13 protein-coding genes and 2 tRNA genes are annotated in these 12,384 nt (G+C 70.9%); 14 read left to right on the plus strand and 1 reads right to left on the minus strand.

The genetic code is table 11. The annotated features are described in order from the left end of the window. Nucleotides 1-33 precede the first annotated feature (33 nt). The 10 genes from HP445_RS10440 to HP445_RS10485 all read left to right on the plus strand — a co-directional run bounded on the left by HP445_RS10440 (nt 34) and on the right by HP445_RS10485 (nt 6,478). Entirely contained in the window at nt 34-1,059 is a 1,026-nt protein-coding gene (locus HP445_RS10440; RefSeq protein WP_111093393.1) for a carbohydrate ABC transporter permease, read from the plus strand. Nucleotides 1,060-1,124: 65 nt separating this feature from the next. After that, the gene (locus HP445_RS10445) at nt 1,125-1,967 is read left to right on the plus strand and encodes a carbohydrate ABC transporter permease (protein ID WP_241660376.1); all 843 of its coding nucleotides are present in this window, start codon (nt 1,125-1,127) and stop codon (nt 1,965-1,967) included. Between the two features lie 5 nt (nt 1,968-1,972). Then, nucleotides 1,973-2,470 (plus strand): hypothetical protein, encoded by a 498-nt coding sequence (locus HP445_RS10450; RefSeq protein WP_110863949.1) that lies wholly within the window; start codon nt 1,973-1,975, stop codon nt 2,468-2,470. 21 nt (nt 2,471-2,491) lie between these two features. Next, nucleotides 2,492-3,508, plus strand: coding sequence for a LacI family DNA-binding transcriptional regulator (locus HP445_RS10455; protein ID WP_111054686.1), 1,017 nt, complete (start codon nt 2,492-2,494; stop codon nt 3,506-3,508). Between the two features lie 10 nt (nt 3,509-3,518). Next, nucleotides 3,519-4,154 carry an MBL fold metallo-hydrolase gene (locus HP445_RS10460; RefSeq protein ID WP_128780094.1) on the plus strand — a complete coding sequence of 212 codons (636 nt, stop codon included), beginning with the start codon at nt 3,519-3,521 and terminating at the stop codon, nt 4,152-4,154. Between the two features lie 433 nt (nt 4,155-4,587). Then, a tRNA-Glu gene (locus HP445_RS10465) sits at nt 4,588-4,663 on the plus strand. A 33-nt stretch (nt 4,664-4,696) separates the two neighbouring features. After that, a tRNA-Glu gene (locus HP445_RS10470) sits at nt 4,697-4,772 on the plus strand. 271 nt (nt 4,773-5,043) lie between these two features. After that, nucleotides 5,044-5,490, plus strand: a complete 447-nt coding sequence (locus tag HP445_RS10475; protein WP_128780093.1) for a fluoride efflux transporter FluC — start codon at nt 5,044-5,046, stop codon at nt 5,488-5,490. Continuing rightward, on the plus strand, nt 5,487-5,876 hold the full coding sequence (gene crcB, locus HP445_RS10480) for a fluoride efflux transporter CrcB (protein ID WP_128780092.1): 390 nt from the start codon (nt 5,487-5,489) through the stop codon (nt 5,874-5,876). The genes HP445_RS10475 and crcB overlap by 4 nt, the downstream gene beginning before the upstream one ends. Continuing rightward, nucleotides 5,873-6,478 (plus strand): histidine phosphatase family protein, encoded by a 606-nt coding sequence (locus HP445_RS10485; protein WP_027465908.1) that lies wholly within the window; start codon nt 5,873-5,875, stop codon nt 6,476-6,478. Before crcB ends, HP445_RS10485 begins: the two co-directional genes overlap by 4 nt. 379 nt (nt 6,479-6,857) lie before the next feature. Here the strand turns inward: HP445_RS10485 and HP445_RS10490 are convergent, their stop codons facing one another. After that, entirely contained in the window at nt 6,858-7,925 is a 1,068-nt protein-coding gene (locus HP445_RS10490; RefSeq protein ID WP_128780091.1) for an FUSC family protein, read from the minus strand. Nucleotides 7,926-8,127: 202 nt separating this feature from the next. Here HP445_RS10490 and leuC point away from each other — a divergent pair, with 202 nt between their 5' ends. From leuC to HP445_RS10510, 4 genes are all read left to right on the plus strand, one after another. Next, nucleotides 8,128-9,585 (plus strand): 3-isopropylmalate dehydratase large subunit, encoded by a 1,458-nt coding sequence (leuC, locus tag HP445_RS10495; RefSeq protein ID WP_128780090.1) that lies wholly within the window; start codon nt 8,128-8,130, stop codon nt 9,583-9,585. Further along, entirely contained in the window at nt 9,585-10,181 is a 597-nt protein-coding gene (gene leuD, locus HP445_RS10500; RefSeq protein ID WP_128780089.1) for a 3-isopropylmalate dehydratase small subunit, read from the plus strand. The genes leuC and leuD overlap by 1 nt, the downstream gene beginning before the upstream one ends. Further along, nucleotides 10,181-11,548: a UDP-N-acetylglucosamine 1-carboxyvinyltransferase gene (gene murA, locus HP445_RS10505; protein WP_111023958.1), complete on the plus strand. Its 1,368-nt coding sequence runs from the start codon at nt 10,181-10,183 to the stop codon at nt 11,546-11,548. Before leuD ends, murA begins: the two co-directional genes overlap by 1 nt. A gap of 80 nt (nt 11,549-11,628) precedes the next feature. Then, the gene (locus tag HP445_RS10510; protein WP_071405671.1) at nt 11,629-12,378 is read left to right on the plus strand and encodes a lysophospholipid acyltransferase family protein; all 750 of its coding nucleotides are present in this window, start codon (nt 11,629-11,631) and stop codon (nt 12,376-12,378) included. Nucleotides 12,379-12,384: the final 6 nt, after the last annotated feature.

Below are 12,384 nucleotides of genomic sequence, written 5' to 3' on the forward strand. Positions count from 1 at the left end.
GCGTTCCGACACCCCCGGCAAGGAGGCCGACACGTGTCAGCAGCAACTGAGATCCCCGCAGCCATCCCCAACCCGACGGGCACGGAACCGAAGCGCCGACGGCGCAAGGGCGGACTCAACGCCGAGCACGGCCGGTGGGCCGTGTACCTCATCGGCCCGACGATCCTGCTCCTCGCGATCGTCATCGGCTACCCGGTCGTCAGTGCGATCATCCAGTCGTTCCAGCTCGACCAGGGCCTCGACAAGGCCACCGGCCTGTTCGTGCAGGGCGGGTTCGCCGGCATCACGAACTACGCGCACTGGCTCGGCCAGCAGTGCGGCAACGTCACGTGCCCGCCCGGCAGCCTCGGCTCGCAGTTCTGGGTGTCGATGGGCAACACGTTCTTCTTCACCGTCGTCACCGTGCTCGCAGAGACGGTCATCGGCGTGTGGATGGCCATCATCATGAACCGCAACTTCAAGGGCCGCGCGCTCGTCCGTGCCGCGATCCTGGTGCCGTGGGCGATCCCGACGGCCGTCACCGCGAAGCTCTGGTACTTCATCTTCGACGCGAACGGCGTGCTGAACCACGTCCTCGGGCAGCAGATCCTGTGGACGAGCGGCGAGTGGGCGTCCCGGTGGGCGGTCATCATCGCCGACACCTGGAAGACCACGCCGTTCATGGCGCTGCTCATCCTGGCGGGACTGCAGCTGATCCCGGAGGAGGTCTACGAGGCCGGCAAGATGGACGGCGCGTCGACGTTCCAGCGCTTCGTGCTCATCACCCTGCCGCTGATCAAGCCAGCGCTGATGGTCGCGATCCTGTTCCGCGTGCTCGACGCGCTGCGCATGTACGACCTGCCCGCGATCCTCACCGGCGGTGGCGGTGGTTCCGGCAACGCCACCACGACCCTGTCGATCCTGGTCGTCGAACAGATCCGGCAGGGATTCAACTCCGCGTCGGCCCTGTCGACCATCACCTTCCTGGTGATCTTCATCGTGGCGTTCGTCTTCGTCCGGTTCCTCGGCGCCAACGTCGTGCAGACGCAGGCCGCCCAGCAGAAGGGTGAACTCAAGTGACCCTCGCAGCAGACCGCCCGCGGTCCTCCGCAGCAGCACGCGACCGCGCCGTCGACCGCACCGAGGTGCGCGTCCGCCGCGACACCGGGCCGCGCATCCGCACGGCCGTGCAGGCGATCGTCATCGCCGTGTGGTGCCTCCTGCCGTTCTACTGGATGGTGGTGACGAGCTTCCGCGACGTCGGGTTCACGTTCGACGCCACCCCGTGGCCGACGCACGTCACACTCGACAACTACGCGACGGCGTTCTCCACGTCGCTCGGCAACCACCTCGGTCGGGCGCTCGCGAACAGCCTGCTCATCGGTGGGGTCGTGACGATCATCGCCCTGCTCGTCGGCACCACGGCGGCGTACGCGCTCGCCCGGCTCGAGTTCCGCGGCAAGTCGCTCATCGCCGGCGCGATCCTGGCCGCGTCGATGTTCCCCGGCGTCGCCCTCATCTCGCCGCTGTTCCAGCTGTTCACCGACATCGGGTGGATGGGGTCGTACCAGGCGCTCATCCTGCCGAGCATCTCGTTCGTGCTGCCGCTGACCGTGTACACGCTCGCGTCGTTCTTCCGCGAGATGCCGTGGGACCTCGAAGAGGCAGCCCGCATCGACGGGTGCACCCGGGTGCAGGCGTTCCGGCGGATCATCCTGCCGCTCGCGGCGCCGGCCGTGTTCACCACGGCGATCCTGGCGTTCATCTCGAGCTGGAACGAGTACCTCATCTCGTCGCAGCTGTCGAGTGACGCGACCCAGCCGGTGACCGTGGCGATTGCCTCGTTCGCCGGGTCGCAGCCGCACCAGGAGCCCTACACGGCGGTGATGGCCGCCGGCACGATCGTCACGATCCCGCTGGTCATCCTCGTGCTGATCTTCCAGCGGCGCATCGTGGCGGGGCTCACCGCCGGCGGCGTGAAGGGCTGACGACCATGGCCCAGCGCGGACCCACCCGTCCCACCGCCCACATCGAGGAGTCGATCGGCTTCGTCGGGATGTTCGGCGTCCTGTTCCTCGGCGTCACGGTGTTCTGCGAGCTCACCGGGCGACCGGCGCTCGGCTGGGCGCTCACCCTGCTCGTGTGCGTGCTCGGCGTCGTCGCGCTCGACCGGTGGCGGGTCGCCGTCCTCCGCCGGACCGCACCGCAGGACGGCACGGGTGCGTCCGTGCCCCGGGGCGTCGGTGCTGCGCCGGCGGTCGCCCCGGTGCACACGTCGGTCACCGACCCCACCGGTCGCCGACCCCGACCCGGCGCGGACGGACGGGTGCACCAGCACGCCGGCTGGGACGAGGTCGCACCGGCTGCACGACGGCCGGCGCGCCCCCCACGGGTGCCGCAACGCCGGGCGGACCGCGGTGTGCCCGCGGTGGCGGCCCGACGGGGTGGACCCGACGCACCGGCGGACGTGACGCACGGCACGGACGGCTGACGGGCCTCCCGGGTCGCACCGATGGGGATCCAGGAGATCGCGACCGTCACGGGGCTGTCGAAGTCCACGGTGTCGCGGGCGCTCCGCGGCATGTCGAACGTGGCCGACACCACGATCGAGCAGGTGCAGCGGGTCGCCGACGAACTCGGGTACGTCCCGAGCTCGGCGGCGGCCGGCCTCGCCACCGGGCGTCAGCGCGCCGTCGGGGTGGTCGTGCCCGTCATCGACCGCTGGTTCTACGTGAAGGCGCTCGGCGGTGTCGACGCGGAGCTCCGCCAGGCCGGGTACGACCTGGTCCTCTACAACCTCGGCGGCCCGGGCGGCGACCGCGACCGGGCGTTCCGACGCTCGATGCTGCGGCACCGCGTCGACGGCCTCGTCCTGCTCTCCCTGGTGCTCGACGCCACCGAACGGGCCGAGCTCGAACTCAGCCGGCACCCCATGGTCGTCATCGGCGGCCCGGCACCGGGCCTGCGGAACGTGGGCGTCGACGACCGCGAGGTCACCCGGATCGCGGTCGAGCACCTGCACGGCCTCGGCCACCGGCGCATCGCCTACGTCGGCGGGCAGGACGAGGCCGGCATGAACGTCGCCGTGCCGCACCTGCGACGGGACGGGTTCCTCGACGCCGTGCGGTCGTCGGGACAGGCCGTGCCGGAACGGTGGTCCCTCGACGGCCGGTTCTCGTTCGCCGGCGGGACCGCCGCCGGGGCCGTGCTGTTCGCCGAGCCGGCGTCGGAGCGACCGACGGCGGTGCTCTGCGCCTCGGACGAGATGGCCCTCGGTGTCCTGCTCGCCGCACGCCGAGCCGGACTCGCGGTCCCGGAGGACGTGTCCGTGATGGGGATCGACGGTCACGAGTACGGCTCGACCGTCGGACTCACCACCGTCGCGCAGGACCCGGTGGCCCAGGGACGCACCGCTGCACGGGCGGTGCTCGCCGAGGTCGACGGCGGCGTCGCCGGCCCGATCGCGGCGGCACCAGCGCACCTGGTCGTCCGCGCGACCACGGGACCCCGCCCGCACGGTCCCGCGTAGGGTCGCCCGCATGGAGGTCACCAAACTCGAACACGCCTGCCAGGTCATCACCGAGGGGGACGCCCGCCTGGTCCTCGACCCGGGGAACTTCACCCGACCGGTCGACGCGTCCGGGGTCGTCGCCGTCGTCGTCACGCACGAACACCCGGACCACGTCACCCCCGAGCAGGTCCGGCGCATCCTCGACGCCAACCCCCGTGCGGTCGTCATCGGACCGGAGGGGGTCCGCGCGGCGCTCGCCGAGGCGGGTGTCACGGTGGACGTCGTCACGGACGGTGACCACCGGACGGTCGGCCCCTTCACGCTCACCTTCCACGGCACGCGGCACCAGCTGATCCACTCGTCCGTGCCGATCGTCGACAACACCGGCGTGCTCGTGAACGGCCGGCTGTTCCACCCGGGGGACTCGTACACGGACCCGGGCGTCCCGGTCGAGGTCCTCGCGGCACCCGTCGGGGCACCGTGGCTCAAGGTCGCCGAGATGATGGACTACGTCGCCGCGATCGCGCCGTCCCGGGCGTACCCGATCCACGAGGCCACCCTGTCCGAGGTCGGCCTCGGCATGCACACGGGGCGACTCCGCGAGGCCGTCGAGCCCGCCGGGTCGCTCGTCGTGCTGCGTCCGGGGGAGTCGCTGACGCTCTGACCGCGCGGGGCGGCGTGGGGCGGCTCCCTGCTCGCTTCGTGAGCAGAACGGGTCGGGTGGGCGTGACCGACGCGACCGTTCCTGCTCACGAAGTGCGGCTCCGGATGTGCGCGCGGTCGGACGGGAGGCCCGTGGCGGGCCCGCCACGCGCCTCCCGTCCGAGGGGCGGTCGCGTCCACGGCCGCGCGACCGATGCGTGTGCATGTTGCGACAGAATGCGCGTCGTTCGACGGGTGTTTCGTCGCTCGATGCGCACGCAACGGATGCGTGTGCAGGATGCGACAGAACGCGCGTCGTTCGACCGGTGTTCCGTCGGAATCTGCACGCGCAGCGAGCGCCGTATGCCGGGCGCAGCACGACGGCGCACCCGGGCGACACGCCCCGTTTTGGTACGGATGCAGGGCTTGTGCAATACTTGTCGAGTTGTCGGAACGGCCCCATCGTATAGCGGCCTAGTACGCTGCCCTCTCACGGCGGTAACGCGGGTTCGAATCCCGCTGGGGTCACCACAGGTGACATGCTCCGAGTTCGACAACAGCCGCGGCCCCATCGTATAGCGGCCTAGTACGCTGCCCTCTCACGGCGGTAACGCGGGTTCGAATCCCGCTGGGGTCACCAGCACACGAAACCCCCGCCGAGCTCCTGCTCTGCGGGGGTTTCGTCGTCCCGTCCGACCGACGGTGTCGACCCGGCTCGGCACATGTGCGCATCCACACACCGTCCAGGTGCGGGCGATCGCGGGCGCCGCGGGTGGGGCGGTACGCTGTCGACGTCGCCAGACCCGGCAGTGGGGCCTGCCGGACCCAACCGCGCACCAGCCGCCAACGGTCCCTATCCCGAACACCGCACGCACGGAGACGATCCGGCGTGCTCGGCGATAGGAGTACCGATGACTGATGAGCGCCCACCACACCTGCGATGGGGCTTCATCGCCCTGGTCGCCCTCGGCGGCGCGATCGGGACGGCTGTCCGAGCTCTGCTCGCCGCAGCGTTCCCCGCGCACGACGGGATCAGCTGGGCCATCCTGGCGATCAACGTCGTCGGGGCGTTCTGCCTCGGGTTCCTGCTCGACGCGCTCGCACGCCGCGGCCCGGACGTCGGTCGTCGTCGCGCGGTCCGGCTGTTCGTCGGCACCGGCGTCCTCGGCGGTTTCACGACCTACAGCACGCTCGCGGACGACACCGCGCAGCTGCTCGACCTCGGGCGCTGGACGGCGGGCACCGGGTACGCGCTGCTGTCGGTCGTGCTCGGACTCGTCGCGGTCGTCCTCGGTCTGTGGGTCGCTGCAGCCACCCGGCCCCGCACCCGCCCCGAACCCCGAGAGGACGCCCGATGACCCCGGTGGAACTGGTCCTGGTCGCCGTCGGCGGCGGAGCCGGCGCCGCGCTCCGCTTCGTGCTCGACGGGCTCGTCAAGGGCCGCGTCGCCGGGTCGCGGTTCTCCGGGTTCCCGGTCGGGACCCTGCTCATCAACGTGTCCGGATCGCTCGTGCTCGGGGTCCTGACGGGCCTCGGGCAGGCCGGCACCATCCCCGCCTCGACGGTCGCTGTGCTCGGGACGGGCATGATGGGTGGTTACACGACGTTCTCGACGGCGAGCGTCGAGACCGTACAGCTCCTCCGATCCGGCAAGACCCGGCTCGCCGTCCTGAACGGCCTCGGGATGCTCGTCGTCTCGGTCGGCGCAGCTGCGCTCGGCCTCTGGATCGGAAGGAACTCATGACCTCGGAACGCCCCGGCGAACTCGTCCTCGTCCGTCACGGAGAGACGGAGTGGTCGAAGAGCGGGCAGCACACCGGCCGCACCGACATCCCGCTCACCGACAACGGTGTCGAGCAGGCGAAGCGCGCAGGCCGGTACCTCGGGGACCGGTCGTTCGCGCTGGCGCTGTCGAGCCCGCTGCAGCGCGCCCGCGACACCGCGCACCTGATCGGCGTCGAGCCGGAGCTCGACGAGGACCTGTACGAGTGGGACTACGGCGCGTACGAGGGCCTCACCACCCCGCAGATCAAGGTGCTGCGCCACGGGCCGTGGGACCTCTGGACCGACGGGGTCCCCGCTGGCGACACCCCCGGTGAGAACGCCGCCGAGGTCCGGGTCCGCGTCGAGCGCATCCTGAACCGCGCCCGTCCGGTGCTCGCCGAGGGCCACGACGCGGTGTTCATCGCCCACGGCCACGTGCTGCGGGCGCTCGGTGCCGCATGGATCCGACTCGCGCCGCAGGACGGCGCCGTGCTGAAGCTCGGCACCGCCTCGGTCAGCATCCTCGGCTACGAGCACGGCCGCCCCGTCATCGACGCCTGGAACATCCAGCCGCGCGACTGACGCTGTGGTGGGTCGGACGGGCTCGCGAAAGCGACAGACCCCCGCGGTTGTTCCGCAGCGATCTGTCGCTCCCGCAGGACGCGGTGGTCGCGACCACGGCCGGACGGGAGGCCCGTTGCGGCGCCGCCACGGGCCTCCCGTCCGCCGTCCGCGCACGTTCCTTCCCCTGTCACGCGCGATGGCAGGCGGAATCGGGCATACCTGGTCGAAAGGAACGACCAGGTACGCCCGGTTCGACCAGGTACGCCCGATTCGACCAGGTACGCCCGGTTCCACCAGGTACGCCCGATTCGACGAGGTACGCCCGGTTCGAACCGGTACGCCCGGTTCGACCAGGGACGCCCGGTTCGACGAGGTACGCCCGGTTCGACCGGGCGCGTCAGACGGTGCGGATCGCGCTCGTCGCACCGAGGGCACGGCCGCGCCGGCGCTCGATCGCGCGCCCGACGAGCAGCAGCCCCACGCTGACCACGGCACCGAGCACGGTCTGCGCGATGCGGTCGAGCGCCAGCAGCTGCGGCGCCTCGGGCAGGCTCAGCCACGACACCGCCAGGGCGAGCGGGGTGAGGAACAGCAGGCACACGGCGTAGTTCCGGGCGACGAAGATCTCGGCGAAGAACTGCCCGACGACGGCCAGCACGACGATCCACCACGCCGACGGCTCGAGCAGCAGGATGCCGACCGCGATCACGGTGCCGCCGATCGTGCCGACCACACGCTGCCCGGCGCGGACCACGGTGTGCCGCTGCCGGATCGCCGGCAGGGTCGAGACCACCGCGATGACCGCCCAGTAGGGGTGCCCGAGCCCGGGGATCGACTCCGCGACCGCACCGGCGACGAGGGACCCGACGACGTTGAGCGCGACGGTCTCCCAGAGCGCCGGCGTGCGCAGGACCGCGAGCGAGCGGTGCTTGCGGTCGGCCAGCGGGCGGAACCGGTGCGGGGCGTGCGGGTGGAGCACCCGGCGGAGCACCGCACCGGACATCGCGACGAGCCACGCCCACACCACCGAGCAGACGATGATCGTCGTGACGAGCGGGACGTCGGCCGGGCGCATCGGCACGAGTGCGGACACGACGAACGCGAACACCGGGAAGATCGGCTGCGCGGGGATCGCCCGGAGCGTGGAGAGGGTGCAGACCGCGACCACCAGGACGACGACGAGGCCCACGGCCTGCAGCCAGAGCGGCGACCCGACGAGCCCGACCCCGATGCCGGCGAACATGCAGAGTGCCTGCAGTGCACCCGCGACGCCGGTGGTGACGGCACGCTGCCGGTAGGGCTCGGTCGCACCGAAGATGGCGGTGAACCCGGCGAACATGGCGAAGGCGGCGTACCCCGGCATGCCGAGGGCGATGAGCAGCGCGAGCGGTGCGCCACCGGCGATCGCGGCGCGTGCCGCGCCCTCGAGGTTGATGGTCCGGGTCGAGTGCGCAGGTGTCGTCATGTCGTCACCATCTTCCCACCGCGACAGGTGTCGGGGAGTCGCCACGGGCCTCCAGGCCGTGCCGTCACGGGGTGACGGGCGTGCGACGGCGGGGTGACGGACCCGCGGCGGGCGGGGTGCCGCGCGTTGGTATACCAATGGTAGAGTCGCCTGATCGCGCCGCGGTCGCGGCGCAACGACGAGGACGAGGAGGGCTGAGCTCATGGGAAAGACGCTCGCCGAGAAGGTGTGGGACGACCACGTCGTGGTCAAGGGCGAGGACGGCAACCCCGACCTCCTCTACATCGACCTCCACCTCGTGCACGAGGTGACGAGTCCGCAGGCGTTCGACGGCCTGCGGCAGGCCGGGCGACCGGTGCGTCGCCTCGACCTGACGATCGCGACCGAGGACCACAACACCCCGACGCTCGCCATCGACCGCCCCATCGCGGACCCGACGAGCCGGATCCAGATCGAGACCCTCCGTCGCAACTGCGAGGAGTTCGGCGTCCGGCTGCACTCCCTGGGCGACAAGGAGCAGGGCATCGTCCACGTGGTCGGCCCGCAGCTCGGCCTGACCATGCCCGGCATCACCGTCGTCTGCGGCGACTCGCACACCAGCACCCACGGGGCCTTCGGTGCGATGGCGTTCGGCATCGGCACGTCCGAGGTCGAGCACGTCCTGGCGACGCAGACCCTGCCGCTCAAGCCCTTCAAGACGATGGCGATCACGGTCGAGGGCACGCTGCGCCCGGGGGTGACGGCGAAGGACATCATCCTGGCCGTCATCGCGAAGATCGGCACCGGCGGCGGGCAGGGCTACGTGCTCGAGTACCGCGGCTCCGCCATCCGTGCGCTCTCGATGGAGGGCCGCATGACGATCTGCAACATGTCGATCGAGGCCGGCGCCCGCGCCGGCATGGTCGCCCCCGACCAGACCACCTACGACTACGTGCAGGGCCGCGACCACGCGCCCACCGGCCAGGACTGGGACGACGCCGTCGCGTACTGGGAGACCCTCGCCACCGACGACGACGCCGTGTTCGACGCCGAGGTGTTCATCGACGCGGACGAGCTCGAGCCCTTCGTCACCTGGGGCACGAACCCCGGCCAGGGCGTCTCGCTGTCCGAGAGCGTGCCGGACCCGGCCACCTACAGCGACCCCAACGACCAGGCCGCCGCACGCCGCGCCCTGGAGTACATGGACATCACCGCCGGCACCCCGATGAAGGACATCGCCGTCGACGCGGTGTTCATGGGGTCCTGCACGAACTCGCGCATCGAGGACCTGCGGGCCTTCGCGTCGATCATCAAGGGCCGCACCAAGGCCGACGGCGTCCGGGTGATGGTCGTGCCCGGCTCCGCGCGGGTCCGGCTCGAGGCCGAGGCCGAGGGGCTCGACAAGGTGTTCACCGACTTCGGGGCCGAGTGGCGGTTCGCCGGCTGCTCGATGTGCCTCGGCATGAACCCGGACCAGCTGGCCCCGGGGGAGCGCTGTGCGAGCACCTCGAACCGCAACTTCGAGGGCCGCCAGGGCAAGGGCGGCCGCACGCACCTGGTGTCGCCGCTCGTCGCCGCGGCCACCGCGGTGCGCGGCACGCTGTCCAGCCCGTGGGACCTGGAGACCGACGACGAGATCGCGGCGGCGACGTCCGCCACCGCCACCGAGGGGACCTTCTGATGGACAAGATCACCACCGTCACCGGCATCGCCGCGCCGCTCAAGCGGTCGAACGTCGACACCGACCAGATCATCCCCGCCGTCTACCTGAAGCGCGTCACCAAGACCGGCTTCGAGGACGCCCTGTTCTCCGGGTGGCGGCAGGACCCCGACTTCGTGCTGAACCAGGAGCGCTACCAGGGCGCCCGCGTCCTGATCGCCGGCCCCGACTTCGGCACCGGCTCGTCCCGCGAGCATGCCGTCTGGGCGCTCCGTGACTTCGGCTTCTCGGTCGTGATCTCGCCCCGGTTCGCGGACATCTTCCGGGGCAACGCCGGCAAGCAGGGCCTGGTCACCGCGATCGTGACCGAACCGGAGGTCGAGCGGCTGTGGGCCGTCATCGAGGCGAACCCGGGCATCGAGGCGACGGTCGACCTCGTGACGCAGCGCGTGTCGCTGGGGGATGTGGACGTCCCCTTCGAGATCGACGCTTACACTCGTTGGCGGTTGATGGAAGGGCTCGACGACATCGGGCTCACCCTCCGTGACGAGACCTCGATCACGGAGTTCGAATCCCGCCGCTCCAGTTGGCGGCCGAAGACATTGCCGGTGAAGTAGTGAACTCTCTCGTACAGGACGCAGCGGCCGCAGGGGCGCGCGTGGGCCTCAAGTCGGACGAGATCGTCATCCGCGGGGGCAAGCCGCTCGTGGGACGCATCGAGGTCCGTGGGGCGAAGAACCTCGCGACCAAGGCCATGGTGGCGTCGCTGCTCGGTGACACCCCGTCGATCCTCCGTGACGTGCCGGACATCTCCGACGTCAAGGTGGTCCGCGGGCTGCTCGAGGTGCACGGCGTGCGCATCACCGATCCTGCACGAGGCGAACTCATCCTCGACCCGTCGCGGGTCGAGTCGGCGCACTTCGCCGAGATCGATGCACACGCCGGTTCGAGCCGCATCCCGATCCTGTTCTGCGGTCCGCTGCTGCACAAGCTCGGCGAGGCGTTCATCCCCGACCTCGGCGGCTGCCGCATCGGCGACCGCCCGATCGACTTCCACCTCGACGCCCTGCGCGCCATGGGTGCGGTCGTCGACAAGCAGGTCAACGGCATCCACCTGACTGCCCCGGACGGCCTGAAGGGTGCCTCGATCGAGCTGCCGTACCCGAGCGTCGGTGCCACCGAGCAGGTCCTGCTCTCCGCGACCCTCGCCAAGGGCGTCACGGAGCTGCGGAACGCCGCGATCGAGCCCGAGATCATGGACCTCATCGCGATCCTGCAGAAGATGGGCGCCATCGTCTCGGTCGAGCCGAACCGCGTCATCTTCATCGAGGGCGTCGAGTCGCTCCGCGGCTACACGCACCGCGCGATCAACGACCGCAACGAGGCCGCGAGCTGGGCCTCCGCCGCGCTCGCCACCAACGGCGACATCTTCGTCGAGGGCGCGAACCAGCAGGAGCTCATGACGTTCCTCAACGTCTTCCGCAAGGTCGGCGGCGGGTTCGACATCCAGGAGGACGGCATCCGGTTCTACCGCGAGCTGGACACCCTGAAGCCCGTCGTCATCGAGACCGACGTGCACCCCGGCTTCATGACGGACTGGCAGCAGCCGCTCATCGTCGCGCTGACCCAGGCCGACGGTCAGAGCATCGTGCACGAGACCGTCTACGAGAACCGCTTCGGCTTCACCGACGCGCTGAACGAGATGGGTGCCGACATCGTCGTGCACAAGGAGGGGCTGCCCGGGCACGACCGCCGTGTCGCCCGCCGCCCGTTCGAGCAGGCCGCCGTCATCACCGGTCCGACGAAGCTGCACGCCGCGAACGTCCGCGTCCCCGACCTGCGCGGCGGGTTCAGCCACCTCATCGCGGCGCTGACCGCCGACGGGGAGTCGCACATCACCAACGTCGGCATCATCAGCCGCGGCTACGAGCACTTCATCCCGAAGCTGCGCAAGCTCGGCGCCGACTTCGACTTCGCTGGGTAGGCACAGTGCCGGCAGAAGGAAGAGGCGACGGTCTGGAGGCCCGTGGCGGCTCCGACGCGCAGGTCGCGACCGGTCTCCCCGTGCGTGGGCGCCGGTGGCGCCGCGGTGAGCTGAACACCGCGTTCCGGATCGTCGCCTCGATCGTCATCCCGACGTTCCGGTTCTCGGCGCGCTACCACTGGCACGGCCCGAACCGCCTGCCGGCGGAGGGCGCGTTCGTGCTCGCACCGAACCACTTCACGAACATCGACCCCCTGGTCGTGGGCACCGCCGTGTACATCTCGAAGCGGGCGCCGCGGTTCCTCGCGAAGGCGTCGCTGTTCAAGGTGCCGGTGGTCGGCAAGCTCATGTCCGGCATGGGGCAGATCCCGGTCGAGCGCTCCGGCCGGACGCGCCTGAGCGACCCGCTCGGTGGCGGCCGGTCCCTGGTCGAGCAGGGCGGGGCGATCATCGTCTACCCCGAGGGCACGCTCACCCGCGACCCCGACCTGTGGCCGATGCGCGGCAAGACGGGTGCGGTGCGGATCGCGCTCGAGAACGACGTGCCGCTCATCCCGATGGCTCACTGGGGCACGCAGAACATCATGGCCAGGTACGGCAAGAAGCTCCGGCTGTTCCCGCCGTCCCGCGTCGACGTCATCATCGGTGACCCGGTCGACCTGTCGGCGTACCGCGGTCGGCAGATCGACCAGCAGATGCTCGGCGAGGCCACCGAACTCGTCATGCGCGAGATCACCGCGCTGCTCGAGGTGCTCCGTGGCGAACGGGCACCCGCGACCCGCTGGGACCCGGCGGCGAACAACCAGAAGGAGACCGGCCGGTTTGAGTGACCTCCG

The organism is Curtobacterium flaccumfaciens, assembly GCF_013359815.1.
Taxonomy (GTDB): domain Bacteria; phylum Actinomycetota; class Actinomycetes; order Actinomycetales; family Microbacteriaceae; genus Curtobacterium; species Curtobacterium flaccumfaciens.